The organism is Arthrobacter sp. SDR-2R, from assembly GCF_057747955.1.
On record NZ_CM173231.1, the window covers coordinates 2,691,035 to 2,717,261 of the forward strand.

A 26,227-nucleotide genomic window follows, 5' to 3' on the forward strand; every position below is an offset into this window, starting at 1 on the left:
TTCCATCCTGCCCCAGAAAACGGGTGCACGGTTAAAAGCGGAATGCCCGCGCCGTTTCCGGTGCGGGCATTCCATCAGACCTTGGGGAAGAAATTTACTTCTTGCCGCCGAAGCCCTTGAAGCGAGCGTTGAAGCGCTCGACGCGGCCTGCAGAGTCCATGATGCGCTGCTTGCCCGTGTAGAACGGGTGGGACTCGGAAGAGATTTCGACGTCGATGACCGGGTAGGTGTTGCCGTCTTCCCACTCGATGGTCTTGTTGGAAGACACGGTGGAGCGGGTCAGGAACTTGGTGCCGGAGGCCAGGTCGTTGAAGACAACAGCTTCATACTTCGGGTGTGTATCAGACTTCATAATGGGACCTTTGTTCGCGCAGCTGGATTTTGCCAGCTGCCAGGTATGAATGGGATGGCTGGGATCTGTTGCATCAGCCGAAGCTGAAAAAGCAGGACAACCAGCTATCCATCATAGCGGATGCGGGAGGGACTGACGAACCGGTTCACCTGCGGCTTCGCCTACCCCTTCCGCGCCCGGAGCTCCCAGAACGCCACGGCCGAGGCGGCAGCAACATTGAGGGAATCCACACCGTTGCGCATGGGGATTTTGACGGCGAGGTCGACGGCGGCGAGGGTCTGGGGGCTCATGCCGGCGCCTTCGGTGCCAAGCACCAGGGCGAGCCTGTCCACGTTGCGCGAGGCGACGGCGTCGACGTCCTCCGCGTCCGGCGTCAGCTCCAGTGCGGCAACCGTGAAGCCGTGGTCCTTGAGCACCTGGAGGTCGCCCGGCCAGTCCTGCAGGCGCGCCCAGGGAACCTGGAACACCGTGCCCATGCTGACCCTGACGCTGCGCCGGTACAGCGGGTCCCCGCACCGGGGTGAGACCAGGACGGCGTCGATGTCCAGCGCCGCGGCAGAACGGAAGATGGCGCCCACATTGGTGTGGTCCACGATGTCCTCCAGGACGGCCACACGCCGCGCTCCGGCCAGGAGATCCGGCAGCGGCACCGGCGCAGGGCGCTGCATGGCCGCCATGGCGCCGCGGTGCAGGTGGAAACCCGTGATTTCCTCCAGCAGGGCTGCCGAGCCAATGAAGGCCGGGACGTCGGGATATGCCTGGAAGACGTCGCCGAGGTCCGCCATCCACTTCTCCGCCAGGAAGAACGAGCGCGGCTGGTGGCCCGCAGCCAACGCCCTGCGAAGGACCCGCGACGACTCGGCGATGTACATCCCCTCGGCGGGTTCACGGAGCTTGCGCAGGTGCACGTCCGTCAGGGTGGTGTAGTCGCTGACGCGCGGGTCATCGGCAGAGTCGAGGTAGTGGAAGGTCACCCGGTGATTATTTCAGCAGGTTGGCGATCATCACGCCGAGGGCCACGATGCCCAGGCTGAAGATCACCGCGCGGAGGACGCGCGGCGAAAGCTTCCGGCCTACCTTCGAGCCCATAAGGCCGCCGATGGTGGAGCTGACCGCAATGAGCAGCACCACCAGCCAGTTGATCCGGTCGAAGGCGAACAGCAGGTAGGAGATGGCCGCCACCATGTTCACGCCGAGGACCAGGATGTTCTTCATGGCGTTGGCGTTCTGGATGGTGCCGGTGAGGAATATGCCCAGGATGCCGACCAGCAGGATTCCCTGCGCCGCAACAAAGTAGCCGCCGTACACGCCGGCAAGGTACACCAGCACTATGAGGAGGATCCCGTGGCGCTTGTCCCGGACGGCGTGCTCCGGGTTGGCCTCGCGGTTGCGCACCCAGTCCTGGAGCCGCGGCTGGAACACCACCATCAGCAGCGCCAGGACCAGGAGGACCGGCGCAACGTAGTGGAACACCTTCTCCGGCAGGTGCAGCAGCAGCCAGGCGCCGGAGACGCCGCCCAGGACCGATGCCGGCAGCAGGCGCAGCACCTGCCGTCCCCGGCCGGCCAGCTCGCGCCGGTACCCGAAGGCGCCGGCAGCGGTCCCCGCCACCAGGCCCATGGCATTGCTCATGGAGGCCACCACCGGGGCCACGCCCAGGGCGATGAGCACCGGGAAGGTGACCAGGGTGCCGGACCCGACCACCGCGTTGATGGTGCCGGCCCACAGGCCGGCGATGAACACAATGATGCTGCTGAAGAGTTCCAAGGTAGTTGGCGCAGGCCTGCTCTAGCGGCGGGCTGTGGCGGTGTAGCGCCCGGCGTTTTCGGTCACCGACAGCGGCAGGCCGAAGGTGGTGCTCAGGTGCTCTTCGGTCAGCACCTCGGTGATGGGACCGGCGGCCACCACGCCGCCGTCACGCAGCAGCATGGCGTGCGTGAAACCCGGAGGGACTTCCTCGAGGTGGTGCGTGACCAGGACCATGGCCGGCGCGGCCTCGTCGCTGGCGAGTTCGCCCAGCTTGTGGACCAGCTCTTCGCGGCCGCCCAGGTCCAGGCCGGCGCCCGGCTCGTCCAGGAGGAGCAGTTCGGGGTCCGTCATGAGGGCCCGGGCGATCTGGACGCGCTTGCGCTCGCCTTCGGACAGGGTGGCGAAGGTCCTGTTGAGGAGCGGCCCCATGCCCCAGTCGTTCAGCAGACGGAACGCGCGGCGTTCGTCGTCGCGCTCGTAGCCTTCGCGCCAGCGGCCGGTGACGCCGTAGGCCGCGGTGACCACCACGTTCAGGACGTTCTCCTGTTCGGGGATCTGGGTGGCGAGGGCTGCGGACGAGAGGCCGATGCGCGGGCGGAGTTCGAAGACGTCGACGCGGCCCAGGACTTCGTCGAGGATGCCCGCGGTGCCGCTGCTCGGGTGGAGCCGGGCCGCCGCGATCTGGAGGAGGGTGGTTTTGCCGGCGCCGTTGGGGCCCAGGATGACCCACCGTTCGCCTTCATTGACCTGCCAGTCAACCTTGTCCAGCAGGGTTTTCTTACCTCGGACAACGCTGACGGAGTCCAGTTCCAGAACATCACTCATAGGAGTAGACACTAGGACAAAAAACAAGATGACTGATAACCGGTGTGAAGGCCCCCTAAGTGGCAGTCTCCGGCTGGCGCCGGCTTTGCCCTCAACCGCCGTCCTGGGCTCCGGCCGCCGGCACAGTTCCGGAACGCAGCCTGCCGCCCAAGTACTGCCCTGCCCTGTAATACCAGTAGGGCCAGGCCAGCCACGCTGCGCCCACCGCCGCTGCCCCGGCCGCCATCAGTGCCGTCCGCAGCCACGCCGGCCGCTCCACGGAGAAGCCTGCTGCAGCCAAGGCAAATCCAAACAGCATTCCACCGCCGATGGCGCGCCCCAATCCGGACAGGCTGCGCGGATAGTCCTCCACCCTGCGCAGCCGGGCGTGGATGGCCAGGAACCACGCGCCCTGCAGGGTGATGGACGCGACGGAAACAGCGGTGGAAGTGTTGAAATCAAGCAATCTCAGGACAAGCAGTGCGGAACTGGCAGCACCTGCAGCGCAGGCTGAAACCGTGAGCCAGGTCACTGGCTCCGTCCACACCGCACGGGGCGCCCTTCGGTGGACCTGAAGGATGACCGGAATGGCCAGCACGTTGAACGCAGCGCCGGTGGCGTCGTTGATGGTGCCGAATACGTAAGGGCCGCCCCGGGGGACCTCGACGGCGTACATGACCCCCAGGGTCACCGCGCCCAGGGCCCCGGCAGCTGCCGCGGCGTAGGCGCACACTGCTGCGGTCCTGTCGCCGGGAATCGTGGTTGGCTGGTCCATCTGTGTCTCCTGGTGTCAGGACGCGTCCGTCGGAAACCCAGCCACGATTATGGTAGGCCCGGCAGCAGTGCCGGCGCTATCCGCCTGTCCGCAACGAATTCCGGTCGTCCGGTCGGCGCTGGCTAAGATTGCAGGCATGACTTCGAACGTGACTGCGGTCAGCTATGGCCGCAATGTGACCCCAACCGGGCTGGAGGAGCTGCGTTCCGTCCTTGCATCGCACGGCGCCCAGGTGCTGTCCGAATCGTCTCCGGCGGACGACCGGTACCAGGTCCGCATCCTCGAACTGGCCCTTCCGGACGTGACCGCGGCGGCGCTCGCCGCCCTGCGCCGATCCGTGGCGGACGCCGCGACCGGAGATTTCGACACGGCGCTTGTTCCAGCCGGTCTTCGGGCCGCTGCCCGGAAGCTGCTGATCATGGATGTGGATTCCACCCTGATCCAGCAGGAGGTCATCGAACTCCTGGCCGCCTACGCCGGCAAACGCGAGGAAGTCGCGGCTGTCACGGAAGCTGCCATGCGCGGCGAACTGGACTTCGCCCAGAGCCTGCACGCCCGGGTGGCGGTGCTCGCGGGGCTGCCGGCCAACGTCGTCCATTCCGTGCGCCACGAAGTGAAGCTCAGCGAAGGCGCCGGGGAGTTGGTGGCGGCGTTCAAGGCGGCCGGCCACGTTGTGGCCGTGGTCTCCGGCGGGTTCAACCAGATCCTTGAGCCGATTGCCGCCGACCTGGGCCTGGACTACTGGCAGGCCAATGAACTTGAAATCGTTGACGGCGTGCTGACCGGCAGGGTGCTGGGCGCGGTGGTGGACAGGGCCGCCAAGGAGAAGTACCTGCGGGAGTGGGCCGCGGCGGAGGACATCGCCCTGGAGCACACCGTGGCTGTAGGCGACGGCGCCAACGACCTGGACATGCTCGGCGCTGCGGGGATCGGGGTGGCGTTCAACGCCAAGCCTGCCGTGCGCGCCGTGGCCGACGCAGCCCTGAACATGCCGTACCTGGACGCCGTCCGCCACGTGGCCGGCGTCTGACCCTGCTGGCGCCTTAAATGGCTGTGGCTCCCGCCGCCGAATTGCCCGGCAGCGGGAGCCACGTTCCTGGTACCTAGCTGGAAGGCTGCTGGGCGCCCTTGCCGAAGTAGTCGGCTCCGCCGGCGTACTCGGTGTGGCCGGATTCGACGTCGGCCGTTGCCATGCCGGCCACCACCTGGGCGAACTCCTCCACGGAATACAGTTTCCCGGCTTCCGCGCGGCGGGCCTCAATGGCGCCCGGGGTGGAGCGGTCCAGGAGCGTGGCGGTGACGGTGCCTTCGATCATGTCGCCGGACACCACCACCAGGGAGATGCCCTTCTCCGCCAGGTTGGGGATCAGGCCGCGCAGGGCATCCTCGCCGGCGCGCTTGCTGCGGGCCACGGGCTCATAGGCCGGCATGGTGGGGACGGTGTTGATGAAGTGGGCCTGGTGGCTGGTGACGAACACCACGCGGGAACCTTCCTTCATCAGGGGCACTGCGGCGTTGAGCATGTTCACCTGGGCGTCGCGGTTGAGCTTCAGGGCGTAGTCCTCCCCCATGCCGGTTTCCATGCCGCCGGAGGCGTTCAGCACCAGGATGTCCAGCGATCCGAAGTTCTCCATGGCGGCACTGGCGAGGGCCTGCACGCCCTCCTGCGTGGTGAGGTCGGCGCCGACGGCGACAGCGCGTCCGCCGGCGGCTTCAATTCCCTGCACCACCTTGTTGGCGCGGGGCGCCTTCTGGCGGTAGTTGACCACGACGGCGGCCCCCTCCGAGGCGAGGATCTTTGCTACGTCGGCGCCGATGCCCCGCGATGATCCCGTGACGATGGCCGTCTTGTTGTCCAGCAGTCCCATTCGAGCTTCCTTTGTTCAAAACATCTAAATCGTTGTGGTCTGCAGTCCATCATGCCAGCGGCTGTTGCCGATATCCCTTGTGCGGCTCCGACAAATAAGCGCCGCCCGGCTAGTTTCCTGCAGGGGCAAGGTCCGGACGAGTCAGTGGCCCATGCCCAGGCCGCCGTCCACGGGGATGACCGCGCCGGAGATGTAGGCGGCCTCGTCGCTGGCGATCCACCGGACCACGTTGGCCACCTCGGACGCTTCGGCAAAGCGCCCGGCGGGGATGCTGGCCAGGTAGTCCTTCTGGGTGGCTTCGGGGAGCTCGGCGGTCATGTCGGTGTTGATGAAGCCGGGAGCGACCACGTTGGCCGTGATGCCGCGGGAGCCGAGTTCGCGGGTGAGGGACCGGGCGATGCCCACCAGGCCGGCTTTGGAGGCGGAGTAGTTGATCTGGCCCGGGGCGCCGTAGAGACCGGAGACGGACGAGATCAGGACCACGCGGCCCTTGCGAAGCCGGATCATGCCCTTGGAGGCACGCTTGATGACACGGAAGGCGCCGGTCAGGTTGGTGTCGATGACGGAGGTGAAGTCGTCCTCGCTCATGCGCAGGAGCAGGGTGTCCTTGGTGATCCCGGCGTTGGCCACCAGCACTTCCACCGGGCCGTGGGCAGCCTCCACTTCTTTGAACGCTGCGTCAACGGAAGCCTCATCGGTGACGTCCGCCTTGACCCCGAGGATGCCGTCAGGCAGCTGGGTTTCGCTGCGGTAGGTCACCGCCACCTTGTCACCGTTGGCCAGGAACGCCTGGGCGATGGCCAAGCCGATGCCGCGGTTGCCGCCTGTGATCAGGACGCTGCGGGGCGCGGAAGCTGTTTCAGTCATAGAGGGGCTCCGGATTCTGCGGCAGGCTGCGCCGCGGTAGCGGGTGTGGTTTGGGCTGCCTCCGATCTTAGCGGCAGGCCCGCTGCGGGTTTGGGCAGCACTGCCGATGGTGCGAGAATTGAGGGAAGCCTTTGGAGCGTGATCATCCACCGTGACCCTTGAAAACCATGCGGGACATTCCGCGCCCGAAGAACCGGGCCGGTTCTCCGGCGACACCGAGGTCCACAGCATTACCGACGCTGCCGGCGCGCACTCTGAGGACATGCGCCAGCGGATGATCAAGTACGCCCTGGCGATGGGGATCCGCATGGTGTGCCTGATCCTGATCTTCGTGGTGGACGGCTGGTTCAAGATCATTGCCGTGGCGGGCGCGGTGTTCCTGCCCTGGATTGCGGTGGTCATCGCCAACGGGAGCGACAAGGCTGAGGCCCACAGCGATTTGCTGCTGGATTCCGCTCCCCTGGCCGAGATTGAAAGCCCGGTTCTCCCGGATACGGAAGACCAGCCGGGAAGCGCTGTGCTCCAGGGCGAACTGGTGAAGGATGAGGAGCCCGGGCCCGGGGAGGAGCGGCAGGCATCATGAGCATTTTCGATTTTGCAGCAGGATCGGACCTGGCATCCGAAACGGCCGCCATCTGCTCACGGAAGGCTTGCAGGGCCCAGGCGTCCTGGCAGCTCCTCTGGAACAATCCCAAGATTCATGCGCCTGAACGCCGCAAGATTTGGCTGGCCTGCGCCGACCACCGGGACTGGCTGGAGGAGTACCTGCAGACGCGGGGGCTCTGGAAGGAAACGCTTCCCCTGCGCCCAGGCGACGACGGTTCACCCGAGCAGGACATCTGAATGTACCGCTTCCTCTTTTCCAGCAAATGGCTGGGCTATCTCCTGCTGGCCGCGATCTTTGCCACCGCATGCGTCTTCCTGGGCCGCTGGCAGATGGACCGCCGCGCCGAGACGCTGGCCGAGATCAACCGCGTGGTCAGCAACTACTCGGCCACACCCATCCCCTTCACGCAGGCACGGGACCAGTTCAACCAGCTGGACCCGGCCAAGGAGTGGACCCAGGTTGAGCTGAAGGGCTCCTACGATGCCGCCGGCCAGCGGATTGTCCGCAACCGCCCGCTCAACGGGCAGCCGGGGTACGAGGTGGTGGTCCCCTTCCGCCTGGCCACCGGCGAAACCGTCGTTATCGACCGCGGCTGGCTGCCCATCGGAAACAAGAACCCGGGCAGCCCGGATTCGGTGCCGGCACCCCCGTCCGGTGAGGTCACCGCCGTCGTCCGCCTGAAGCACGGCGAGCCGGAACTTCAGCGCGGGGCGCCCGAAGGCCAGCTCGCATCGATCGACCTGCCCACGTACGCCGCGCAGCTGGGCTATCCCCTGCTCACGGGGGCCTACGGCCAGCTTGCGTCGGAGACGCCGCCGTCCGCCGACATGCCCGTCGCGTTCCCCAAGCCGTCCACGGACGAGGGCACACACTTGTCCTATTCACTGCAGTGGTTCGCCTTCGGCGTGCTCATGTTCGTCGGCTTCGGTTACGCGGCCCGGCAGCAGGCCCGCAATGCAGCGATCGACGCCGAGGAGGAGGAAGAGGCTCTGCCGGACGGCGCCGTGCATTCAGCCGTCCCCGCCTCCCGCCGCCGGCCGGCCCCGCCGCGCAAGCGCAAGAGGGCCACGGCGGAGGAGGAAGAAGACGCCCTCCTGGACGCACAGGGGTACTGAGGCATGACCACGGACGACGGCGGCCCTGTCGCCTTGGTGCGGGCGGCCTTGGTGGGTGCCGGAGTCGGCGACACGGTGCGGACCTTTGAAGCCGGGGTGCCGACGGCGGCGGCGGCTGCAAAAGCTCTGAAGTGCGATCTGGCGGCCATCACCAACAGCCTGGTCTTCGACCTCAACGGTGAGCCGCTGCTGATCCTCGCAAGCGGTGCCGCGCGCGTCGATACAAAGCTCGTGGCCGGGCAATTGGCCCAGGGCCGGATCCGGCGCGCCTCCCCTGCCTTCGTCCTGGAACATACCGGCCAGGAGGTAGGCGGGGTAGCCCCGGTCGGCCACCCGAAGCGAATCAGGACCCTGCTGGACTTGAGCCTCCAGGAGCACGAAACCCTCTGGGCCGGAGCAGGGGACCACCAGTCAATGTTCAGCATCACCTACGCCCAGCTCCGGAGGATCACCGGCGCCCTGGAGCTGAAGGTGCGCTAGGCCAGGGTGATCAGGTCCAGGTAGTCCTCGTTCCAGAGGTCTTCGACGCCATCGGGAAGCATGACCACGCGTTCGGGGTTCAGGGCTTCAACAGCGCCCTCGTCGTGGCTGACCAGGACGACGGCGCCGGTGTAGTTGCGCAGGGCGCCGAGGATTTCGGCGCGGCTGGCGGGGTCCAGGTTGTTGGTGGGTTCGTCGAGGAGGAGGACGTTGGCGCTGGAGGCCACGATGGTGGCCAGGGCCAGGCGCGTCTTCTCGCCGCCGGAGAGCACGCCTGCCGGCTTGTCGACGTCGTCGCCGGAGAAGAGGAAGGAACCGAGGATGCCGCGCACCTCGGCGTCCTTCATGTCCGGCGCAGCGGAACGCATGTTCTCAAGCACCGTGCGGTCGTGGTCCAGGGTTTCGTGTTCCTGCGCGTAGTAGCCCACCTTCAGCCCGTGGCCCGGGATGACTTCGCCGGTATCAGGGGTGTCCACCCCCGCGAGCATGCGCAGCAGCGTGGTCTTGCCGGCGCCGTTGAGGCCCAGGATGACCACCTTGGAACCTCGGTCGATGGCCAGGTCCACGTCGGTGAAGATCTCCAGCGAGCCGTAGGACTTGCTGAGACCGTCGGCGGTAAGCGGGGTCTTGCCGCAGGGTGACGGGTCCGGGAACCGGAGGGCTGCCACGCGGTCCTGCTCGCGGACGGCTTCCAGTCCGCTGAGCAGCCGTTCGGCGCGCTTGGCCATGTTCTGTGCGGCCACGGCCTTGGTGGCCTTCGCACGCATCTTGTTGGCCTGGTCCATGAGGACCTGTGCCTTCTTCTCTGCGTTGGCCCGTTCACGCTTCCGGGCACGCTCGTCCGTCTCCCGCTGCAGCAGGTACCGCTTCCAGTCCATGTTGTAGAAATCGATCTGGGCACGGTTGGCGTCCAGCAGGAACACTTTGTTGACGGTTGCTTCCAGCAGGTCGGTGTCGTGGCTGATGACGATCAGGCCGCCCTGGTGGTTTTTCAGGAAGTCACGCAGCCAGGCGATGGAATCGGCGTCCAGGTGGTTCGTGGGTTCGTCCAGGAGCATGGTTTCGGCATCGGAATAGAGGATGCGTGCGAGCTCCACGCGGCGCCGCTGGCCACCGGAAAGTGTTTTGAGCGGCTGGTTCAGCAGGCGGTCAGGGAGTGCCAGGTTGGAACAGATGGAGGCAGCTTCGGCCTCGGCGGCATAACCGCCGGCCGCGAGGAATTCGGACTCCAGCCGGTCGTACCGGTTCATGGCCTTGCGCTGGACGTCGGCGTCCTCGCTTGCCATCTCGTCGTGCGCCTTGCGGAGTTTCCCGACCACGATGTCCAGGCCGCGGGCGGAGAGGATCCGGTCCCGTGCCAGCTGCTCCATGTCAGGGGTGCGCGGGTCCTGGGGCAGGTAGCCAATTTCACCGCTTCGGGTCACCTTGCCGGCCGCGGGAAGGCCTTCGCCCGCAAGGACACGCGTCAGCGTGGTCTTGCCGGCGCCGTTCCGGCCCACCAGGCCGATCTTGTCCCCTTTATCGATGCGGAAGCTCACCTGGTCCATCAGGAGCCGGGCACCGGCACGCAGTTCAAGATCCTGGACAGTAATCACAGCAGGTAAGGCCTTTCACAACAGGGAACGCCCTGGTCCGCGCACGTACTACGTAAGGGACGCTGGGGCAGAGTGGCCGGAGAACGGCACAGTCCAGTCTACCGTCCGCCGGAGCAGTGCACTTTCCGCGGGAACCTGCTGCGGGGAATTGCTGCTGATGCCGTGGGCGTCACCGCGGCCTGCGGCCCCGGAGTGTCGGAGAGAATGAGGTCATGGAATTCGATCGGCTGCTCCAGATCCGGCGCATCTACGCCCAGCCTGCCGCGTTGGAGCTGCCCCGGGGACAGGAGATCGTGGCACGCTGGCCGGATGCCGACGTCGTACTGGTCGAAAACCATTGGAACATTCCGGACGTGCATGGTGACGAAACCAACGTCCCGCGCTGGTCCCGGATCAAGACAGAAGCGCTGGTCCTTGGCGTCAAGAAGTCGCTGGCCGTCAAGCCCAATGGGCGGTCAGCAGACTTCATCGCACCCTCCACAGCCAACGGCTGCGCCATGGCCTGCGCCTACTGCTACGTGCCGCGCCACAAGGGCTACAGCAATCCGGTCACGGTCTTCGCCAACATTGGCCAGATCGCCGGAGCCATTGAGCGGCACGCCGTCCGCCAGGGGATCAAGCTGGAGCCCAACCAGTGCGACCCGGAACTCTGGGTCTACGACATCGGCGAAAACAGTGACTGCTCGGTCGATGCACTGATCAGCGACAACGTGGAGGAGCTTGTCACGCTTTTCCGCGAACTGCCCAATGCGAAGCTGTCCTTTGCCACCAAGTTCGTCAACCCGGCAATGCTGGACTGGGAGCACGGCGGGCACACCCGGATCCGCTTTTCGCTGATGCCCGCGGACCTGGCGAAGTCCATTGACGTCCGGACGTCGCCGGTGGCGGAGAGGATGGCCGCCATCAACGACTTTGTTGAGGCCGGCTACCAGGTGCATGTGAACTTCTCCCCCGTCATCATCACCGACACCTGGCTCTCGGACTGGGAGCAGCTGCTGCGCCAACTCGATTCGACCCTGACGTCGGCGGCCAAGGAGCAGCTGGCCGCGGAAGTCATTTTCCTGACGCACAATGACCAGCTGCACCAGGTCAACCTGGGCTGGCATCCGCAGGCTGAAGACGTCCTGTGGCGTCCCGATCTCCAGGAAGCCAAGGTCTCGTCGAACGGTTTCAGCAACGTCCGGTACCGGGCGCGGGCGAAGGCGGGGTACGTCCGGCAGCTCACCACACTGATGGGGAAGTTAACTCCCTACTGCCGCATCCGCTACGCGTTCTAGGGTTCGCTCCCGAGGTACGCGCTGTCCGTCAGGCGTCATGCTTCTTCGGGCCAGGGGCCTCGGCCCGGGTCGTTTCCGCGTGCTCGTCGTGGCCGCCCTTGGCCTTGCCGAACGGCAGTACTTTCAGCAGCGGTCCTACGACTGCCAGGATTACCAGGCCCCAGGCGAGACCGATAACTGCCGAGCACAGGGTGTCGACCAGCCAAGCCAGGAAGCCGCCCACAACCGCAACCCCGGCCACCGGGTGCTCGAGTGCATGGATCAGGTCATAGGGTGCATGCCAGCCGAGGTCGTGTGCCCCCTGCACCATGATGTGCCCGCCCACCCACAGCATGGCGATTGTTCCCACCAAGGTAATGGTGGTCAGCACGGCGGGCATGCCCCTCACCAGCAGATGCCCAAGGCGCTTGGCGCGGGGAGAGTCCTTGGCAGCCAGATGGACCCCGATGTCGTCCATCTTGACGATGAGTGCAACCGCGCCATAGACAAGCACCGTGATGGCGAACGCGACCATGACCAGGATGAATGCGCGGACCCAGATGGACTCGGCGGCAACCTCGTTCATGGAGATGACCATGATTTCGCAGGACAGGATGAAGTCCGTGGTGATGGCGCCCTTGACCACCTTGGCCTCTGCATCGTGCCCGCGGTCCACCGCCGGAGTATCCCCGTCCTCTTCGTGGCCGCCGCGGAGTTTGTGCCAGACCTTTTCTGCGCCCTCGTAGCAGAGGTAGGTGCCGCCCAGCATGAGGATGAACGGGATGATTCCCGGGACGAACGCGCTGATGAGCAGCAGGGCCGGGAGGATGATCAGGAGTTTGTTCCGGATGGAGCCCCAAAAGATCTTCTTGATCATCGGCAGTTCACGGGACGGGTCCGAGCCCGACACATACTGCGGGGTGACGGCGGCGTCGTCGATCACGACGCCCGCGGCCTTGGCCCCAGCCTTGGCGGCGCCGGCCGCGACGTCGTCCACCGAGGCGGCCGCAATCCGGGCCAGGGCCGCAACGTCATCGAGCAGGGCAACCAGGCCGCCGCTCACAGCTGGCCTCCGCGCAGCACGGTAACGGACCGATGGGTATTGAGGGCTGGGTGCGAGAAGGGCATGTTGGGAGTATATTGCAGCGGGCGCTCAGCCCTTCTTCAGTTCCTCGGCGAGCATTACGATGATGCCGCTGGGCCCCCGGACGTAGGTCAGCTTGTAGACGTCTTCGTAGGTGGCCACACCGCGCAGGGGGTGGCAGCCGTGCGTCGCCGCGATTTCAAGTGCTGCGTCGATGTCCTCCACTGAGAATGCGACGCGGTGCATGCCGATCTCGTTGGGCAACGTGGGTGGAGTCTCGATCGCCGCGGGGTGGATGTACTCGAAGAGCTCAAGGCGGCCGTGTCCGTCCGGGGTTTGGAGCATGGCGATTTTGGCGTGGTTCCCGTCAAGGCCCACGGCGGTGTCCGCCCACTCTCCACTGACCGTCTGCCGGCCCAGGACGGTGAGTCCGAGATCGGTAAAGAACGCGATGGCCGCGTCAAGGTCGCGGACGGCTATGCCGACGTTTTCCAGCTTGATGGGCATGGCCAGACATTACCAAGTCGCAGGGGGTTTCAGGACACCAAACGGACAACGCGCCGGTCCGGTCCTCAGAACCATGAGATGTAGGACCGGGTCGGGCTCCAGTGAATAACGCCGCCCTGGTAGTTCTGGGCCACGCTTCCGTCATTGCCCGTCGCGTATTCGTTACTGGTGGGGTATCCGAGGCGGCCGGATTCAAACCCTGTGGAGGCCCAGATTGAACGGATGCCGCCAACGGAGATGTGGGCCCCTGTTGCCGGCGACCAGATGATGGCGCCGCCCTGGTAGTTCTGGTACACCCCGCCGTCCCTGAGCCCGCCCACTTCGTCGGTGACCGGGTATCCCAGCCCGCCGTTTTCAAACCCCGTGGCCGCCCAAAGACTGCGGATCGCCCCCACCGAGATGTGGGCCCCTGTTGCCGGCGACCAGATGATGGCGCCGCCCTGGTAGTTCTGGTACACCCCGCCGTCCCTGAGCCCGCCCACTTCGTCGGTGACCGGGTATCCCAGCCCGCCGTTTTCAAACCCCGTGGCCGCCCAAAGACTGCGGATCGCCCCCACCGAGATGTGGGCCCCTGTTGCCGGCGAGTAGAGGATGCATCCGCGTTCAAAACACTGGTATCCGCCGTTGTCCTTCAGGCCGTAGATCTCCGGGGTGGTGGCTGCTCCCAGCCCACCGTTGAGTGACGCCGCCTTCACCGCAATGGGAGTCTGCGCGGGTGCGGGCGCAGCCGTGGTGAAGGTCCACGTCCTGTCCGATGCCAGAGGATTGCCTGCTGCATCCTTTACCCCGGCCACGCCGCCCGTGATGGTTGCCGTGTACGTCGAACCGGCCGCCAGGTCGGCACTGGGGTTCAATGTGGCCACTTTGTCTGTGCTGTTGTACGACACGGCGGCCGGCACCGTCGTCGTCCCCGTCTTCAAGGTGAACGTGTTCGCTGTAATCGTCGAGGCAGTCATGGCCTCCGAGAACGTCCCGGTCACGTTCGCCGCCACTGCCACACCCGTGGCACCGGCAGCGGGAGACGTCGCCGTCACGGTGGGGGCTGCCGTATCAGTGCTGCCGCCGCCGGTCGGATCGTAGTAGTGCCAGTACCGGCTGGTCGCATTCGCATCCGCAAGCACCAGCAGGCCGCTGTTCGCCGTGCCACGGTCGGCACTGTTGAGGTTTTGTTTGGTCGAGGTCACGTTGTGCACATATTGGTCGGCGTCCACGATGCGGGCTGTCTTGGTGGTGGTGAAGCTGATCTTGTCCAGCGGCGTGGACTTCTCGTAGATCGCGCCTCCCGTACTGGTGCAGACACCGGCATCCGTCGTGCCGCTAGGTTTCGGATAGGTGGCGAAAGTACGCAGCCGCTGGGTGCTCTCGTCAATCATCACGATCACGCGGTTGGGACACTCCGCCACGGTTGCGATCGTGTGCGCCGACCACGTGGTTCCACTGAGTGCCAGGAGCTGTATCAGGGGCTGCGATGCTGACGTGTAGGACGTCTTGATAGCGGCGAAAACCCTGCCACCCGAGGAGTCCAGCCACTTCAGATTCATATGGTCATCGCTGCTGCTCTGGCCCGAAACTGCCGCAACGGGGGTGCTCCAGGACGTGGTCGAGGCGCCGTCGACGTGGTAGCTCCAGTACATGCCATCGGTGGAGTCGCCGACCTGCCGGCTCCACATGACGCCCATCTTCCCGTCGAACGCGATAACGGCCGACGTGTCATCCACGGAGACGTTGCTCATCGATGCCGGATGCTGGAAGGGGGTTCCCCACGTTTTGCCGTCCGTGGCGGTCACGTTGAGGTAGATCCTGTTTCCCTGCTGCCACGTGGCCCAGACCCTGCCAGTGGTGTCCTTATCGATGGTCAGGACCTCAACTTTGGAGTTGTTGATCTGGGTGGAACTCAGCAGGCTGTACTTTTTGGTGCTCGAGTCATAGCTGTAGCGGCGCAATGTTGTGGGGTAGTTGGGCTCAGCCGGCAGCTCGTCGTTAACGAACCGGTAGCTGGCCACATACAGCGTCTTCCCGTCCCACAACACGTCGTGGTGGGTGCTTGGGCGGGGATCAGTTGCCACACCCGTATCCACCCAGGAACCCGTCGCGGCATTGAACCTGAAGATGTGGAAATCCGACGTGGCCGAACTCCACAGGTTGCCCCACCAGGAGCCGTCGGTGAACCACAGCGAACTGGTGGCCCGCTTGGTGCCCGTGGGACTGTCCGTTCCTGTATGCGATGGACCTTCAACGCCAACATCACCGGTGGCAGCCGACGCCGGGACCGGCACTGCCAGAGCAGCCAGCACAACCAACATCGCTGTCAGGAGGCCGCAAGCCAAGCGATCAAGTCCTAGCAATTGGAAAAGCGCGGCCCTTCTGGAACTACTGCCACGCTCGCCCCTGTGGAAAAACGGACTATAAATCAATTTAGCTCCCCGGAGTCCAATGCCACCGCCAATTATCAGTTCGTTCAGTGTCATTGCTGGGGGCATCCGAAACAATCCCGGGCTCCCCCTAATCCCTGCCCCTACACGGCAAAAGGAACGTATTCTTCGGGTTTCCACAGCAGTTCCACATTGTTATTGCATAGACTTCAATTTTGTGGAGGCCTGCTAAAAAGCATTTTCAGCACGAAACCATTTACGTCTGAATTGACAGTTCTGCTGGATGTTTGCAGCGGTGTATGGACTACCGCTCGTGATCCGTTCCGGCACTTCCTATCGCCTGCGGAGCGCACACGGGTCCACCTCCGTCAACCGCCGGTCTGTACAGCGAATACCAAACGACGGGAGACTATCGCCATGCGCAACCTCACCTTCGCCATGAACATGAGCGTGGATGGCTACATTGCCGCGCCCGGGGACAACCTCGGCTGGGGCGTACCGAGCGACGAGCTGTTCCAATGGTGGTCGGACCGGGTTGCGGTGACCGGGCTGGCGCTGTACGGGCGCAAACTGTGGGAGACCATGAGCTCCCACTGGCCGACTGCCGACCAGCAGCCTGGCGCCACACCGGCGCAGATCGAGTTCGCCCACCGCTGGCGGGAGATGCCGAAGGCAGTGTTCTCCTCGACTATCAGCACGGTCGGCTGGAACACCCGCCTGGTCACCGGCGACGCGGTCACCGAAATCACCCGGCTCAAGGCCGGCGACGGCGGCGCCATGGACATCAGCGGTGCCACACTCGCCGGGGCGGCCATGCGGGCCGGGCTGATCGACGACTACGTGCTCGTCACCCATCCGGTCCTGGTGGGCGGCGGCACGCCGTTCTTCACCGCCCTGGACAACTGGGTAAACCTGAGCCTGGTGGAGACCCGGCCGTTTCCCGACGGCGTGCTGCTGACCAGGTACGAGACCAGGCGCTGAATACCCGACGTCGGGTCAGCATGGCCCCGGGCCAACCAAGCATCTCGCTGCACTCTGTTATGAGGCGATGGACGTTCGTGCAGGATCGTGTTCTTCACCAAAGGCGACCGTCCGGGTATGGATCCGACTGAGGGGCAGCGGCCCATTCAATTGGGCCCATTCGGTGCCTCGAAGGCCTCTGCACCTCGAAACACCGGGACTCTTACTTACCCGAGTCATGAGACAGATCCAGACGGACCAGGGGACGAGTTTGGCTGTCCGCAAGGGGATCGGCTACCGCACCGTTGTGAAGTGCTCAACGACCGGGAACGGGTCGTAGAAATGGTGCAGCAGGCCCTTCCATTGCTCGTAGTCGGCGGACCCACGGAAGCCGTCGGTGTGAGCTTCCATCGAATCCCACTCAACGAGGAGAAGGTACACGTTTGGGGACTCGATCGACCGCGAAATCGAAAGACTGCGGAACCCCGGCTGCCTGCTGATCAGAGGTCGCGCCACCCGGAATGCCTCTTCGAAATCCGACTCGCTGCCGGTACGGACGGGGAGGATCGCGTGCTCCAGAATCACTCGCTCAGCTTCTCACAGCCGTCCGGTTGACGATCCCTTACGGGGACAGGATGTAGCGTCGTTCCGGCCGGCCCGGCGAGTTGCGAACCTTAACGTCGGACGTTGGAATCCAGCCGGCACTTTCGTAGGAGGCGATGGCTCTCGTGTTGTCAGCGATAACCCAAAGCTCCATAGAAATCTGCACGTCCAGCGAGTGGCGTCGGACATGATCAAGGAGTTGGCGCGCAAGACCGTTGCCCCAGGCTTCCGGGTCAACTGCTAGATAGAGCACTTCCAAAACATCCAGTCGAGGAACGACGATCGAGAACGCCATCGCGCGATCACCAGTACGGGCCATTAGTAGCAGCGCCCCGTCAAGGGCAAGCGCTGATTCAATACCCGGCAGTTTGTCGTCGACCGCTGGAATTACGGGGAGTTGATCCCGCAGAGCGGTAGCGCGAGCCCAGATTCCGGCCGCGTCCCGTGCGGACGCGCTTCCCTGCTCCGCACGAACGTCTGGAAGTGGTGTTAGGTTCATTAGTCGATCCTGTCACGACGACGAGCAGGGATATCTCAGTGCGCATTGGCTCAGCCTGGGGAAGTGACGATGTACCGCCCGTAAGCCGGTGGCCGAGCGCGCGGCCACGCAAGATTCTTCCCTCGGCACCGTTGCTGGCCTCCCTATGCACGTTTACCCCGCACGATGATTGCACGGTGAAGGTGCGGCGGATTCAAGTGGTCGACGCAACAACGGGCTACTTTCGGGCTCTGTCGCCCTGTGGTTGAAGTCTACGAGAGTACGAAGGGGAGCTATAGAACGGCCCCCTGGATAGGCTGCGCAAAGAGGTTATCCCTCATTAGAAAGATCGCCTGTAGATTCGGTACCGGGACGTCCAAAGAACACGTCCTTCCGCAATGAAGGGGGCGTTGTCGTGGGCCTTGATGGTTACAAGGGAAAACCAATCGTGGAGATAACTGAGCACTGGCGATCGCCCTTAGGTGCCAGCGCCGCCATCGAAGCCATTGCGGGATCGTTCGCTAAGTCACGCGCGAAGGTTGAAATCGACGGCGGAGCGGTACGTATCCGTGCTGGCTCTAATTGGTTTTATAGGATCCTCGGAAACCTCCTTTCAGGCGAGAAAGTTCTTCCAGTTGCCCTGGAGGTTACGGCGACAGCAATCGATGACGGGTGCAAGCTTCAGGCACGCGCTTTTGACACTTTCGGGTGGCGTTTGACGGACCGAACTTTTTTCGGCGCAGAACAGTCTTTTAGGAATCGCCTTGAAGATCTACTGAAGAGTGCTGCCACTGCAGGCCACGTTGTGAACCGGAGGATAGGGGCAGACTGACGGGACGCGAGAGAGGCGTCGCCAGTCGGCAGCTGGAGGCTCTTGGCGCGGGAGCCTATCCGTCCGTCGAGAATTGAAAGATTGCTGCCGGAGTGAGGTAGCCGAGGCTTTTGCGTGGCCTGCTGTTCAGCTCGACGCAGACCTGTTTGACGTGGACCTCTGAATGGACGGAGAGATCCGTACCCTTTGGGAAGTATTGGCGCGCGAGGCCATTAAAGTTCTCATTCGCGCCGCGTTGCCAGGGGCTGGACCGCTCCGCGAAGTAGATCCGCAGTCCGGTAGCGGCCGCTAATTCCTGATGACGGGCCATTTCCACGCCTTGGTCCCAAGTCAGTGTCTGCTTCAGGTGAGCCGGCAAGCCTGAGAAGGCAGCGATGATCGCTTGGTTGGTCTGCGCTGCGGTGTGTCCGTGCGGAAGGTTGATGATGATTCCGTAGTGGGTCTTTCGTTCCCGTAAGGTGACCATAGCGGATGCGGAACCAACCCCCACGATGAGGTCACCTTCCCAGTGGCCGGCCTCTTCTTTGGCATCAACCTCTGGCGGTCTTTCGTGAATCATCGTCATGTTCTTCACGACGGAACCATGACCTGATCCTGTCCGCCAGCGGTGCTTACGAATCTTTCGCCCTGTGCGCAGGCGTGGCTTGCCAGCCGTTCTTAGCCCGCCATGATCGCCGAACAATAGTGCTTGGTAGATTGTCTCCGGACAGAGCCGCAGCGCTGGTTCAGCGGGAAATTCCAGCGCCAACCACCCGCAGATCTGCTCCGGCGACCAGTGACTGGTTAGCTTTGTTTGCACCAGTGCGTGCAGGCGTGGATTAGCGTGCAATTTCCGATCCCTCGGCCGACGTCGCTGGCTGCGCGCTTCGTGATCGGCGATATGGGGCAAGTAGCGCCCCCGGGGATCACGGTGCCGGTCAAGCTCCCGTTTGATGGTCGAGGCATGCCTCCCCAGCTCCCTGCCAATTTGCCGCAGAGAACATCCCAAGCGGAGCAGGTCCGCCATTTGAAGCCTCTCGCGCAGGCACAAGTACCTGCCCGATGGTGGTTTGAGGCTGGCCCGTGGCTGTTGCGCCCTCTGGTTCCGAAGCCTTGTCCCGATAACCCTGCTCACGCCCAACATCCTGCAGGCGGCAGCATTGGAAGCACCGGAGCCCACCAACTCCCAATATCGTGTCTCCCGTAACGCGCGTCGCTTTTGTGCTGGAGACAAAGGAGCTGCAACCCTCTCGGCAACGATCCTCGCGGTCCGAATCGCTTCCCGCTCGGCTTTCAGCAGACGTGCTTTTTCGGCTTCCAGTTCTTTTCTCCGTTGGGCTTCCCATCTAACGGTTGTCCCCGGGGACAGTCGTAACGCATCGACAACCTCTGCCAGCGGAAGTCCACTTCGCAGAGCGATGAAACGCCGGTAGACCCACCGGTACCCTGTCGTGTGCTTTACGCCTGCTGATGTTGCAGCAGCCAATACGCTCATGCCGGTGGAGTATGAGGACCAGAACGCTTCCTCAACAGCTGGGTCGACTTGGAAGTGATGGCGCCCGGAGCTTCTCAGGAAGCGTTCGTTCCATTTCTCGGCATTGCGTGACGTGAATCCCAGTTCGACCTGGGCAGCTACGTGGTCGAGGCCTTTGCTGCGGAATCGGAGGTACTCATCACGCAGCCACCGGTAACCCGTCTCCTTACCGACTCCGGTCACCCGTACTGATAATCTGAAACTCTTGCCCTCCTTTATGAGAGCAAGAAACCTGACACCGGTGGGCGAATCGAACTGTTGATACATCGAAGGAACTCCCTGGATTGGGTGTTGCTTCGATCAACAGAATCAGGGGTGCCCTAACCGCTACACATCAAATCGTCTCAAAACCGGTGGTTTTCTGGACGGTTTCGAGACGTCGGAGCAGATGGGGGCATGAGGACCAAGGTACGCCGGCATGGCAGTGGGATGCGCGCCGGCCAGCTGCGCCTGCGGCGCCTACACGATTCGACGTGAGGCCGGTAGGACGGGGGCCACGCCCTGGCGCCGCCGGTGTCGTCACCTGCTCCTGGGGTTCTCCCCCGAGACCCAGAAGCCGGGAGACTCCCGCAACAAAGTCTGACAACCGTTCGGTGGAAGAGGTGCAGCCACCAGTGGATAGGAGCCTCGTCGGTACGATCAACAGTGGGGGCCTCACGCGCCGGAAGAAGCGACAAGACCCGTGACCGAGGGCTCTTTGTGCCCAGCCCGAGGCAGGCGCGGCCCGGTTTAGTAGATCCCCTACAAAATGGGCGGTGATCCACCCCGGTAGCGTCGGCTGTACATTAGATTCCGCTTGTACAACCCCGACAGGACCACCATGAGCAATACCGAGACCACCCCCAAGAACGGCCCGCGGACGGAGCGCCGCCGCTGGAACGGCACTGACCTTGGGCTGATCGCCGTTTTTGCCGCCCTCGTGGCCGGCGCAGCCCTGGTGCCCGGACTGGCCCTGAACGGCTTCGGCGTCCCCATCACCTTCCAGACCCTGGCCGTCATGCTCACCGGACTGGTGCTGGGCCCCGCCCGCGGGTTCGCCGCCGTCGGGCTTTACACGCTCCTTGGCCTGGCCGGCCTGCCCATCTTCAGCCAGGGCCGCAGCGGCCTGGGCATCCTCGCCGGACCCTCGGCCGGCTACATCATCGCCTTCCCCATCGCCGCAGGCGTCGTGGGATGGCTGGCCACCGTGGTGATCAAACGCACCACCAAGGCCCGCGCCCTCTGGTTCTTCGTGGCTGCCACGGCCACGAGCATCGTGGTTGTGCACTCGCTGGGCATCCTGGGCATCGCGCTGAACTCCAAGGCCACCCTGGAGCAGGCCTTCCTGAGCGACCTGGTCTTCTACCCGGGCGACATCATCAAGAATGTCCTCGCCGCCGCGATCGCCGTCGCCCTTCACCGCGCCTTCCCCGACGTCCTGGTCCGCCGCGCGCGCCGGCGTACCGCCGCGTCCGAAAGCGCCTAGGACCTCCCGCCATGCCCGCAGTGACCTTTGACCAGGCGTCCGTCGCCGTCGAAACGGAGAACTCCGCACAGCCCAAAGTCCTCCTTGACGCGGTGACCCTCCGGCTGGAGGAGGCACGCGTGGGCGTCATCGGCGCCAACGGCTCGGGCAAGTCAACGCTGCTGCGCCTGGTCAACGGGCTCATCCAGCCCACCACCGGCACGGTGACGGTCGACGGCGACGATACAGTGCGTGCCGTGCGGAAAGTCAGGCGGAACGTCGGCTTCGTCTTCACCGATCCCCTCTCCCAGCTGGTGATGCCCACCGGCAGGGAGGATGTGGAGCTTTCCCTGCGCCGTTCCGTGAAAAACGGCCCCGAGCGGCGCCGCCAGGCCGGCCAGGCGCTCGAACGGCTGGGGCTCCTGCACCTGGCCGACCAGAGCATCTACGAGCTGTCCGGCGGTGAGCGCCAGCTCATGGCGCTCGCCGCCGTGCTCGCAGTGAACCCTGCGGTCCTGGTCCTGGATGAACCCTCCACCCTCCTTGACCTGCGCAACCGTGAGCTGCTCCGCCGGACGCTGGCCAACCTGGACCAGCAGATCATCATGTCCACCCATGACCTGGACCTGGCACTGGAAATGGACCGCGTCCTGGTCATCGAAGCAGGCCGCGTGGCATTCGACGGCGCCCCTGGCGAAGCCGTGGCAGCCTACCGTTCGTGGTGCCTGCAGGGGCTGAATCCGGCAGGCAGGGACGCTCCGTGAGGGGCCACGGATTCCTCCTGGCCAATTACGTGCCAGGCAACTCCCTTCTTCACCGCGCACCGCTGGCGCTGAAGTTCGGGCTTGTGTTTGCCTGCGGCCTGGCGTCCTTCGTCATCGTGGATTGGCGCATCTCCGCTGCCGTGCTGGCCATGCTCACCGGACTGTTCCTGTTGGCAGGCGCCGGCGCGAGACGGATCTGGGGAGCCGTCCGGCCGCTGGCTCCAGTGCTGTTGGCCATCGGGTTCTTCCAGTGGTGGCAGCTCGGCGGCCCCACTGCGGCGCGGATCGTCCTGAACATCCTGGTCTGCGTGGTGGCGGCGTCCCTGCTCACCGCCACCACACCCATTCAACAGCTCCTGGATGGCGTTGTCCGGCTGGCGCGTCCGTTCAGGAGGCTCGGCGCTGATCCTGAACGCTTCGCCCTGACTATTGGCATCATGCTCCGCAGCATCCCGTTCATTGCCGGCACGTTCGCCGACGTCCGCGATTCCGCCCGGGCACGGGGCCTGGAGCGCAACCCGCGCGCATTGATCCTGCCCGTGTTCATCACCTCCGTGGCCTACGCCCGCCAAACCGGCGAAGCGCTCGCCGCCCGCGGCCTCGGCGAGGCCGAGGACTGACACAGCCCCCCTGAAGATCAGGCTGGCGCCAGCTGCCGGTACTCCAGCAGTGCCGCGGTCCCCATGCCGCCCGCCATGCTGATCATCGCCAGCCCCAGGGTTCCCGGCGTGCCGGCGCCCCTCGCCTGGGCCAGCAGCCGCGTCACCAGGACGGCCCCGGACGCACCGTAGGCATGCCCCAGAGCCAACGCACCGCCGTCGAGGTTTGCCCGCTCGGGATCGATGCCAAGCTGGTCCAGGCAGGCAAGTGCCTGCGACGCGAACGCCTCATTGAATTCCACCAGGTCCACCTCGCCGGCTGACACCCCGGCACGGGCCAGCACCTCCCGCGCGGCAGGGGCAGCACCGATCCCCAGTACCTGGGGGGCCACGCCGGCTGTGCCGGTGCCGCGCACCACCAGGCCGTCGCGTGCCCCCAGCCGGCGTGCGCGCTCCAGGGAGGTGATGACGACGGCGGCGGCGGCGTCCGCGTCGAAGCAGGAGTTTCCGGCGGTAACGGTTCCTCCCGGCACGAAGGCGGCCGGGAACCTTGCCATGATGGCGGGGGTCAGGCCGGCCCGCGGGCCGCCATCGACGGAGACGGTCCCGGCAGCGGTGGCCAGTGGCACGAGTTCGCCCGCGAAACGCCGGTCCCGGGTCGCCGTGAGGGCCTTCCGGTGGCTGGCAAGGGCGAAGGCATCCTGGCGGTCCCTGCCGACTCCGTATTCCGCGGCCACCGTTTCCGCGGCGGTACCCATGTCCGGATCGCCGTAGCTGGCCGGCACAAACTGGGCGCGGGCGTAAAACTCCGGGCCGCCGTCGTCCCTCCGGTTGGCGCGCAGGGGCGCGGTGCTGGTGCTCTCCACTCCCCCAGCCAGGTAAACGGGGCTGCCTCCTGCCGCCACGAGCCGGGCCGCGAGGACGATGGCGTCCAGTCCTGAGCCACACTGCCGGTCCACGGTGATCCCGGGTACGGTGACGGGCAGACCCGCCTCCAGCAAGGCCAACCGGGCCACGTTTCCGCCGCCGCCCACCGCGTTGCCGATCACGACGTCGGCAACGGAGTCCGGATCCAAGGACAGTTCGGAGACGAGCGCGCGCAGCACCGGGGCCAGGAGTTCATGTGCCCGCAGGGTGCGCAGGGCTCCGTTGACCGGGCACACCGGGGTGCGGCGGGCGGCGATGATCACCGGCTGGCGGTCCGGTGGCAGGAGCTCAGCGTGCACCGCGTCAGCCACCAAGGGGCCGTACCCTGGGATCCCGGGTGTTGATCCACTCCAGCAGCAGGTTCCGGCTGACCTTGCCGCGGTCCGTGGTGGGAAGTTCCGGCAGGAGGTAGTACTGCAGGGGCCGCTTGTGCCGGGACAGGATATCCTCCAGGCCGGCGCGCAACTGCGTGGCCGTCAGCCCGCCATGGGATGCAACCACTCCCGCCACCACGCGCTGGCCGCGCAGATCGTCAGGCACGCCGGCGGCCACCGCTGCCGCCACACCCGGGACTGCCGCCAGGGCCAGTTCCACCTCGTGCGGGTAGACGTTCCTTCCGGCGGTAAGGATCATGTCCGCGCGCCGGCCAAGGATGTGCAGCTCGCCGTCCAGAAGGTAGCCCTGGTCCCCCACCGTGTACCAGTCGCCGAAGGACCGCAGCGCCTCGCCGTCGTCGCCCCACAGGTAACCGTTGCTCACCATGCCGCTGCGGACGCAGATGTTGCCGTAGCCGCCATCCGGAACCTCTCCGCCGTCGTCATCCAGGATCCGGACGTCCACGCCGGGAAAGGGCCGCCCGATTCCCGTACCGCCCGCCGCCGGAACCTGTCCCGCGGCCAGGCCCAGGCCGGAGACGAAGCTCAGCTCGGAGGCCCCGTAGTACTCATAAATGGTGGCGTTCGGCGCCCAGCGCCGTGCCGCTTCCAGGGTGCGGGCATCGAGTTTGGAGCCTGCACAGATGATGGTGCGGATTCCGGAGGCGTCCACGCACCCTGTCATCCCCCGTTCGCTGAGCATCCGCAGCATGGTGGGCACCAGGACCAGCCGGGTGACCCGGTCGTGGGTGATGGCAGCGTGGACGTCGCCGACGTCGAACGTCTCCAGTGTTTGGAACTCGGATCCGGCGTAGAGGCATTCGGCCAGGGCATAGAGGTTCAGGCTGGCAGCCAGCGGCCCGGGCGCAAGGGTGACGTCGTCCTGGCGAAGCCCGAAAAACTCGATTGAAGCGTCGAAGGACTGCTGCCATGACCGCCGGGAGCGGGTAAACGCCTTGGGTACAGACGTAGTGCCGGAAGTGAGGCCGATGAGGAAGCTGGAGCCAGGCGGGCCGTCGGCCAGCACGTCGTCCGGGGAGACCTGGGCCGGAACGGCGCATGCCTCCACCCGCCGGACAATATCCTCCTGCAGCGGTGCGGGCCACGAAGGGTCCAGGACCGCGCACTGGCGGCCGCCGGCCACGGCGGCTGCGAACTTCACGGCAAAGTCCACCGAATTGGACTCGCACAGGGTACTGACGGACTTCATCTCCGGCACCAGACCCGCGGCGGCATCCAGCAGCTCCGCCCAGTCCAGTCGCCGGCCCGCGATCACCACGGCAGTGTCCTGCGGCCGTTGCCCAGCCCAGAGCTGGATCTTGTCGAGGAAAGGCACGGACCAACTTTACCTGCCGCCACGGGTTGAGCCCCCGGCCCGCGGGTATTGTGACGATATGAGTTTCAATGACAACGTGCAGCTTGATCCTTCCCAGGTCCAGGACCGTAGGGGCATGGGCACCGGCGTGAAAATCGGCGGCGGAATCGGCGGCGGCCTGGTGCTGCTCGTTGCGCTCCTGCTGGGAATCAACCCGAACATGCTCGGCGGGCTGGTGGACAACGGTGCCGGCGGACAGTCCCAGGGCACGGCACCGGCCTGCACCACCGGAGCGGACGCCGATGCCCGCCTGGACTGCCGGATCACCGGCACGGTGAACAGCCTCAATGCGTTCTGGCCCGGCTACCTGAAGCAGTACAACGTGCAGTACCCCCGCCCGGAGGCCGTGATCTTCAGCGGCGGCACCAACACCGGGTGCGGGGCCGCAACCTCCGAAGTAGGGCCCTTCTACTGCCCCACGGACACTACCGCCTACTTTGATCCCGGTTTCTTCCAGGAACTCGTGGACCGGTTCGGTTCCTCAGGCGGACCTCTGGCCCAGGAATACGTAGTGGCGCACGAGTTCGGCCACCACGTCCAGAACCTGCTGGGCGATCTGCAGCGGGCGCAGCAGGACCCGCAGGGACCGGAGTCCGGTTCCGTCCGTACGGAACTGCAGGCGGATTGCTATGCAGGCCTGTGGGCCAAGTACGCATCCACCACGCCGGACCCGTCCACCGGGCAGCCCTACCTGGAACCGCTCACCCAGCAGGACGTCAACGACGCGTTGTCGGCGGCCGCATCAGTGGGCGATGACCGGATCCAGAAGGCAGCCACCGGACGTGTCTCCCCCGAAGGCTGGACACACGGCTCCAGTGAGGAACGCCAGCGGTGGTTCAGCCGGGGCTACCAGACCGGCGACATCAAGCAGTGCGACACCTTCAGCGCCGCCAGCCTCTAACCTCGATGGAACGGGGTACGACGACG

General features: G+C 65.2%; 27 protein-coding genes. 11 read left to right on the plus strand and 16 right to left on the minus strand.

The genetic code is table 11. From position 1 onward, the window contains the following. Positions 1-94: 94 nt before the first annotated feature. The 5 genes from AC3ANU_RS12525 to AC3ANU_RS12545 all read right to left on the minus strand — a co-directional run bounded on the left by AC3ANU_RS12525 (position 95) and on the right by AC3ANU_RS12545 (position 3,680). Positions 95-352 carry a type B 50S ribosomal protein L31 gene (locus AC3ANU_RS12525; protein WP_018771158.1) on the minus strand — a complete coding sequence of 86 codons (258 nt, stop codon included), beginning with the start codon at positions 350-352 and terminating at the stop codon, positions 95-97. Between the two features lie 161 nt (positions 353-513). Beyond that, a complete protein-coding gene (locus AC3ANU_RS12530) occupies positions 514-1,326 on the minus strand; it encodes a TrmH family RNA methyltransferase (protein ID WP_056390291.1) in 813 nt (270 codons plus the stop codon). Positions 1,327-1,333: 7 nt separating this feature from the next. After that, the gene (locus AC3ANU_RS12535) at positions 1,334-2,119 is read right to left on the minus strand and encodes a sulfite exporter TauE/SafE family protein (RefSeq protein ID WP_488314619.1); all 786 of its coding nucleotides are present in this window, start codon (positions 2,117-2,119) and stop codon (positions 1,334-1,336) included. A gap of 21 nt (positions 2,120-2,140) precedes the next feature. Continuing rightward, the gene (locus AC3ANU_RS12540) at positions 2,141-2,926 is read right to left on the minus strand and encodes an ABC transporter ATP-binding protein (protein ID WP_018771161.1); all 786 of its coding nucleotides are present in this window, start codon (positions 2,924-2,926) and stop codon (positions 2,141-2,143) included. A gap of 91 nt (positions 2,927-3,017) precedes the next feature. Beyond that, the gene (locus AC3ANU_RS12545) at positions 3,018-3,680 is read right to left on the minus strand and encodes a hypothetical protein (RefSeq protein WP_488314620.1); all 663 of its coding nucleotides are present in this window, start codon (positions 3,678-3,680) and stop codon (positions 3,018-3,020) included. A 136-nt stretch (positions 3,681-3,816) separates the two neighbouring features. Between AC3ANU_RS12545 and serB the strand changes: the two genes are divergently transcribed. Continuing rightward, entirely contained in the window at positions 3,817-4,710 is an 894-nt protein-coding gene (gene serB / locus AC3ANU_RS12550; RefSeq protein ID WP_488314621.1) for a phosphoserine phosphatase SerB, read from the plus strand. 73 nt (positions 4,711-4,783) lie between these two features. Here the strand turns inward: serB and AC3ANU_RS12555 are convergent, their stop codons facing one another. Together AC3ANU_RS12555 and AC3ANU_RS12560 are read right to left on the minus strand one after the other, a co-directional pair. Further along, positions 4,784-5,548 carry an SDR family oxidoreductase gene (locus AC3ANU_RS12555; RefSeq protein ID WP_018771164.1) on the minus strand — a complete coding sequence of 255 codons (765 nt, stop codon included), beginning with the start codon at positions 5,546-5,548 and terminating at the stop codon, positions 4,784-4,786. Positions 5,549-5,689: 141 nt separating this feature from the next. Next, a complete protein-coding gene (locus tag AC3ANU_RS12560; RefSeq protein WP_018771165.1) occupies positions 5,690-6,415 on the minus strand; it encodes a beta-ketoacyl-ACP reductase in 726 nt (241 codons plus the stop codon). A 151-nt stretch (positions 6,416-6,566) separates the two neighbouring features. Here AC3ANU_RS12560 and AC3ANU_RS12565 point away from each other — a divergent pair, with 151 nt between their 5' ends. Genes AC3ANU_RS12565 through AC3ANU_RS12580 form a run of 4 tightly spaced genes read left to right on the plus strand, consistent with a single transcriptional unit; the run spans position 6,567 to position 8,617 of the window. Then, the gene (locus AC3ANU_RS12565; RefSeq protein ID WP_018771166.1) at positions 6,567-6,998 is read left to right on the plus strand and encodes a DUF3099 domain-containing protein; all 432 of its coding nucleotides are present in this window, start codon (positions 6,567-6,569) and stop codon (positions 6,996-6,998) included. After that, positions 6,995-7,258 carry a hypothetical protein gene (locus AC3ANU_RS12570; protein ID WP_144599722.1) on the plus strand — a complete coding sequence of 88 codons (264 nt, stop codon included), beginning with the start codon at positions 6,995-6,997 and terminating at the stop codon, positions 7,256-7,258. The genes AC3ANU_RS12565 and AC3ANU_RS12570 overlap by 4 nt, the downstream gene beginning before the upstream one ends. Continuing rightward, positions 7,259-8,137 carry an SURF1 family cytochrome oxidase biogenesis protein gene (locus AC3ANU_RS12575; protein ID WP_018771168.1) on the plus strand — a complete coding sequence of 293 codons (879 nt, stop codon included), beginning with the start codon at positions 7,259-7,261 and terminating at the stop codon, positions 8,135-8,137. A gap of 3 nt (positions 8,138-8,140) precedes the next feature. After that, positions 8,141-8,617: a YbaK/EbsC family protein gene (locus tag AC3ANU_RS12580; RefSeq protein WP_488314622.1), complete on the plus strand. Its 477-nt coding sequence runs from the start codon at positions 8,141-8,143 to the stop codon at positions 8,615-8,617. Here the strand turns inward: AC3ANU_RS12580 and AC3ANU_RS12585 are convergent. Next, a complete protein-coding gene (locus tag AC3ANU_RS12585; protein WP_018771170.1) occupies positions 8,614-10,212 on the minus strand; it encodes an ABC-F family ATP-binding cassette domain-containing protein in 1,599 nt (532 codons plus the stop codon). The two genes, AC3ANU_RS12580 and AC3ANU_RS12585, sit on opposite strands and share 4 nt — an antisense overlap. A gap of 212 nt (positions 10,213-10,424) precedes the next feature. Here AC3ANU_RS12585 and AC3ANU_RS12590 point away from each other — a divergent pair, with 212 nt between their 5' ends. Next, complete coding sequence (locus tag AC3ANU_RS12590; protein WP_488314623.1) at positions 10,425-11,489, plus strand: spore photoproduct lyase family protein; 1,065 nt, start codon at positions 10,425-10,427, stop codon at positions 11,487-11,489. Positions 11,490-11,517: 28 nt separating this feature from the next. Here AC3ANU_RS12590 and AC3ANU_RS12595 read toward each other — a convergent pair whose 3' ends face one another. The 3 genes from AC3ANU_RS12595 to AC3ANU_RS12605 all read right to left on the minus strand — a co-directional run bounded on the left by AC3ANU_RS12595 (position 11,518) and on the right by AC3ANU_RS12605 (position 15,362). Then, the gene (locus tag AC3ANU_RS12595) at positions 11,518-12,531 is read right to left on the minus strand and encodes a DUF808 domain-containing protein (protein ID WP_144599718.1); all 1,014 of its coding nucleotides are present in this window, start codon (positions 12,529-12,531) and stop codon (positions 11,518-11,520) included. A 90-nt stretch (positions 12,532-12,621) separates the two neighbouring features. Next, positions 12,622-13,059 carry a VOC family protein gene (locus AC3ANU_RS12600; protein ID WP_018771173.1) on the minus strand — a complete coding sequence of 146 codons (438 nt, stop codon included), beginning with the start codon at positions 13,057-13,059 and terminating at the stop codon, positions 12,622-12,624. Positions 13,060-13,124: 65 nt separating this feature from the next. Next, complete coding sequence (locus AC3ANU_RS12605; protein WP_478223385.1) at positions 13,125-15,362, minus strand: Ig-like domain-containing protein; 2,238 nt, start codon at positions 15,360-15,362, stop codon at positions 13,125-13,127. Positions 15,363-15,848: 486 nt separating this feature from the next. Between AC3ANU_RS12605 and AC3ANU_RS12610 the strand changes: the two genes are divergently transcribed. After that, a complete protein-coding gene (locus AC3ANU_RS12610) occupies positions 15,849-16,412 on the plus strand; it encodes a dihydrofolate reductase family protein (RefSeq protein ID WP_018771175.1) in 564 nt (187 codons plus the stop codon). A gap of 273 nt (positions 16,413-16,685) precedes the next feature. Here the strand turns inward: AC3ANU_RS12610 and AC3ANU_RS12615 are convergent, their stop codons facing one another. The 3 genes from AC3ANU_RS12615 to AC3ANU_RS12625 form a co-directional block, all read right to left on the minus strand. After that, positions 16,686-16,976: an antibiotic biosynthesis monooxygenase family protein gene (locus tag AC3ANU_RS12615; RefSeq protein WP_488314624.1), complete on the minus strand. Its 291-nt coding sequence runs from the start codon at positions 16,974-16,976 to the stop codon at positions 16,686-16,688. A 37-nt stretch (positions 16,977-17,013) separates the two neighbouring features. Beyond that, entirely contained in the window at positions 17,014-17,493 is a 480-nt protein-coding gene (locus AC3ANU_RS12620; protein WP_018771177.1) for a GNAT family N-acetyltransferase, read from the minus strand. 866 nt (positions 17,494-18,359) lie between these two features. After that, the gene (locus AC3ANU_RS12625) at positions 18,360-20,084 is read right to left on the minus strand and encodes an IS30 family transposase (RefSeq protein WP_488314625.1); all 1,725 of its coding nucleotides are present in this window, start codon (positions 20,082-20,084) and stop codon (positions 18,360-18,362) included. Positions 20,085-20,637: 553 nt separating this feature from the next. Between AC3ANU_RS12625 and AC3ANU_RS12630 the strand changes: the two genes are divergently transcribed. The 3 genes from AC3ANU_RS12630 to AC3ANU_RS12640 are packed head-to-tail and all read left to right on the plus strand — an operon-like array spanning position 20,638 to position 22,645. Further along, positions 20,638-21,282, plus strand: a complete 645-nt coding sequence (locus tag AC3ANU_RS12630; RefSeq protein WP_488314626.1) for a biotin transporter BioY — start codon at positions 20,638-20,640, stop codon at positions 21,280-21,282. Positions 21,283-21,293: 11 nt separating this feature from the next. Continuing rightward, positions 21,294-22,025 (plus strand): energy-coupling factor ABC transporter ATP-binding protein, encoded by a 732-nt coding sequence (locus tag AC3ANU_RS12635; protein WP_478223390.1) that lies wholly within the window; start codon positions 21,294-21,296, stop codon positions 22,023-22,025. Beyond that, positions 22,022-22,645 (plus strand): energy-coupling factor transporter transmembrane component T family protein, encoded by a 624-nt coding sequence (locus tag AC3ANU_RS12640; RefSeq protein WP_056390257.1) that lies wholly within the window; start codon positions 22,022-22,024, stop codon positions 22,643-22,645. The genes AC3ANU_RS12635 and AC3ANU_RS12640 overlap by 4 nt, the downstream gene beginning before the upstream one ends. Before the next feature lie 17 nt (positions 22,646-22,662). On the opposite strand, the gene AC3ANU_RS12645 is transcribed toward AC3ANU_RS12640, so the two are convergent. Together AC3ANU_RS12645 and AC3ANU_RS12650 are read right to left on the minus strand one after the other, a co-directional pair. Continuing rightward, positions 22,663-23,862, minus strand: a complete 1,200-nt coding sequence (locus AC3ANU_RS12645) for a thiolase family protein (RefSeq protein ID WP_488314627.1) — start codon at positions 23,860-23,862, stop codon at positions 22,663-22,665. Continuing rightward, a complete protein-coding gene (locus AC3ANU_RS12650) occupies positions 23,855-25,261 on the minus strand; it encodes a class I adenylate-forming enzyme family protein (protein ID WP_488314628.1) in 1,407 nt (468 codons plus the stop codon). Before AC3ANU_RS12650 ends, AC3ANU_RS12645 begins: the two co-directional genes overlap by 8 nt. A gap of 58 nt (positions 25,262-25,319) precedes the next feature. Here AC3ANU_RS12650 and ypfJ point away from each other — a divergent pair, with 58 nt between their 5' ends. Next, positions 25,320-26,201 carry a KPN_02809 family neutral zinc metallopeptidase gene (gene ypfJ, locus AC3ANU_RS12655; protein ID WP_026266205.1) on the plus strand — a complete coding sequence of 294 codons (882 nt, stop codon included), beginning with the start codon at positions 25,320-25,322 and terminating at the stop codon, positions 26,199-26,201. The last annotated feature ends 26 nt before the right edge of the window (positions 26,202-26,227 follow it).

Bases quoted from the DNA above. Each gene is read 5' to 3' on its own strand.
- AC3ANU_RS12545 (WP_488314620.1), bottom strand. From the start codon at position 3,680: ATGGACCAGCCAACCACGATTCCCGGCGACAGGACCGCAGCAGTGTGC.
- ypfJ (WP_026266205.1), top strand. From the start codon at position 25,320: ATGAGTTTCAATGACAACGTGCAGCTTGATCCTTCCCAGGTCCAGGAC.
- AC3ANU_RS12630 (WP_488314626.1), top strand. From the start codon at position 20,638: ATGAGCAATACCGAGACCACCCCCAAGAACGGCCCGCGGACGGAGCGC.
- AC3ANU_RS12555 (WP_018771164.1), bottom strand. From the start codon at position 5,548: ATGGGACTGCTGGACAACAAGACGGCCATCGTCACGGGATCATCGCGG.
- AC3ANU_RS12620 (WP_018771177.1), bottom strand. From the start codon at position 17,493: ATGAACCTAACACCACTTCCAGACGTTCGTGCGGAGCAGGGAAGCGCG.
- AC3ANU_RS12590 (WP_488314623.1), top strand. From the start codon at position 10,425: ATGGAATTCGATCGGCTGCTCCAGATCCGGCGCATCTACGCCCAGCCT.
- AC3ANU_RS12605 (WP_478223385.1), bottom strand. From the start codon at position 15,362: ATGTTGGTTGTGCTGGCTGCTCTGGCAGTGCCGGTCCCGGCGTCGGCT.
- AC3ANU_RS12575 (WP_018771168.1), top strand. From the start codon at position 7,259: ATGTACCGCTTCCTCTTTTCCAGCAAATGGCTGGGCTATCTCCTGCTG.
- AC3ANU_RS12580 (WP_488314622.1), top strand. From the start codon at position 8,141: ATGACCACGGACGACGGCGGCCCTGTCGCCTTGGTGCGGGCGGCCTTG.
- AC3ANU_RS12560 (WP_018771165.1), bottom strand. From the start codon at position 6,415: ATGACTGAAACAGCTTCCGCGCCCCGCAGCGTCCTGATCACAGGCGGC.
- AC3ANU_RS12570 (WP_144599722.1), top strand. From the start codon at position 6,995: ATGAGCATTTTCGATTTTGCAGCAGGATCGGACCTGGCATCCGAAACG.
- AC3ANU_RS12625 (WP_488314625.1), bottom strand. From the start codon at position 20,084: ATGTATCAACAGTTCGATTCGCCCACCGGTGTCAGGTTTCTTGCTCTC.
- AC3ANU_RS12635 (WP_478223390.1), top strand. From the start codon at position 21,294: ATGCCCGCAGTGACCTTTGACCAGGCGTCCGTCGCCGTCGAAACGGAG.
- AC3ANU_RS12600 (WP_018771173.1), bottom strand. From the start codon at position 13,059: ATGCCCATCAAGCTGGAAAACGTCGGCATAGCCGTCCGCGACCTTGAC.
- AC3ANU_RS12525 (WP_018771158.1), bottom strand. From the start codon at position 352: ATGAAGTCTGATACACACCCGAAGTATGAAGCTGTTGTCTTCAACGAC.
- AC3ANU_RS12610 (WP_018771175.1), top strand. From the start codon at position 15,849: ATGCGCAACCTCACCTTCGCCATGAACATGAGCGTGGATGGCTACATT.
- AC3ANU_RS12540 (WP_018771161.1), bottom strand. From the start codon at position 2,926: ATGAGTGATGTTCTGGAACTGGACTCCGTCAGCGTTGTCCGAGGTAAG.
- serB (WP_488314621.1), top strand. From the start codon at position 3,817: ATGACTTCGAACGTGACTGCGGTCAGCTATGGCCGCAATGTGACCCCA.